At 43.0% G+C, this 1,142-nt stretch carries 2 protein-coding genes; both read left to right on the top strand.

Going from position 1 to position 1,142, the window contains the following annotated elements; all coding sequences use genetic code 11:
* On the top strand, nt 1-762 hold a 762-nt coding region (locus tag A3763_RS19865; RefSeq protein WP_197483005.1), incomplete at its 5' end, for an AarF/UbiB family protein.
* An 8-nt stretch (nt 763-770) separates the two neighbouring features.
* Nucleotides 771-1,142, top strand: a 372-nt coding sequence (locus A3763_RS19860; RefSeq protein ID WP_231872263.1) for a pseudouridine synthase, incomplete at its 3' end; no start/stop codon positions are given.

Genomic DNA, 1,142 nt, shown 5'->3' with positions numbered 1-1,142 from the left:
ATAAACCAGGCGATAGATCGTTACCGTGGTAAGCGAAAGAAAAAGTTTCAGAGAAAACTTGCCGACAATTTCCTATACACCATGCTTGAACATCTTCTGATACACCAGGAGTTTCACGGAGATCTTCACCCTGGAAATGTGATGGTAGATCTCGATGCCAGGTTGTTCCTTATTGATTGGGGAAATGCCGTCGATATGCGTGGTAAGTGGGGAATGGTAGGTCGTTACCTGGCGTCGGTATTGAGTGGCGATGTTGATATGCTGACGATGACTCTTATTCAAATGAGTAAGGGCCAAAAAGGAAACCTGGAACGCTATGACGAGATTAAAACAGCGCTTGAAGAAACATTGATTAAAAAGAACGTTACCCCATTGGGTAGAGACTTTATGTTTCGCCTTTATGAAGAGGGGCAGGAAGGCTTGCGCCAGCGTTTACAGACTGCCTTGCATTTAATGTCTAATACCTATCAGCTTGATATGACCATTAAGAGCGATTATCTACACTTATCTAGATCTTTGTTTGCTATGGTCGGCACCTACAATAATCTTTATAAAGATATCTCTGGCTGGACAATGGCGAAAGATCTTGTTGCGGATGTAGCGATGTTTCCGCTTCGTTTTACTTATCACCGCATTGTTAGGCCGAATATTCTATCTGAGCCTGAAGATTCACCCTATGCTACGAATCATTTTGCTGCCCAAGAGCAATTAAAATCAAAAACTGCCCCTGTCGCGCCAATGTCTTTACTAGAAATTCAGTAGGCCGGCTGGTGAGTTCAGAAACTGATGAAAGCTTAATAACGCTATTTGAAGATGCTAATCTTCTTGCCGTTCATAAGCCAGCTGGTATCCCTTTTCACTGTGATGACCTACTTCAAGGGATTGTGCAAAAGGTTAGGCTTCAGTTCGAATCTGAGCAGCTTTTCCCTGTTCATCGCTTAGATAAAATGACTTCTGGATTGATGGTTTTCGCAAAGACTCAGGCCTCGAACAAAGCAATAAGTGAAATGCTCCAGAATAAAACCATCGAAAAGTACTATCTGGCACTGAGTACTAAGAAACCAGGTAAAAAGCAGGGGGCGGTTGCCGGTGATATGGTTAAAGGGCGTCGTGGTAGTTATTTGCTTCGTCGAGAAAAAACT

Source organism: Oleiphilus sp. HI0128 (genome assembly GCF_001635365.1).
The sequence above is the reverse complement of the archived record's forward strand: the minus strand, read 5'-3'. Positions and strand labels throughout refer to the sequence as shown.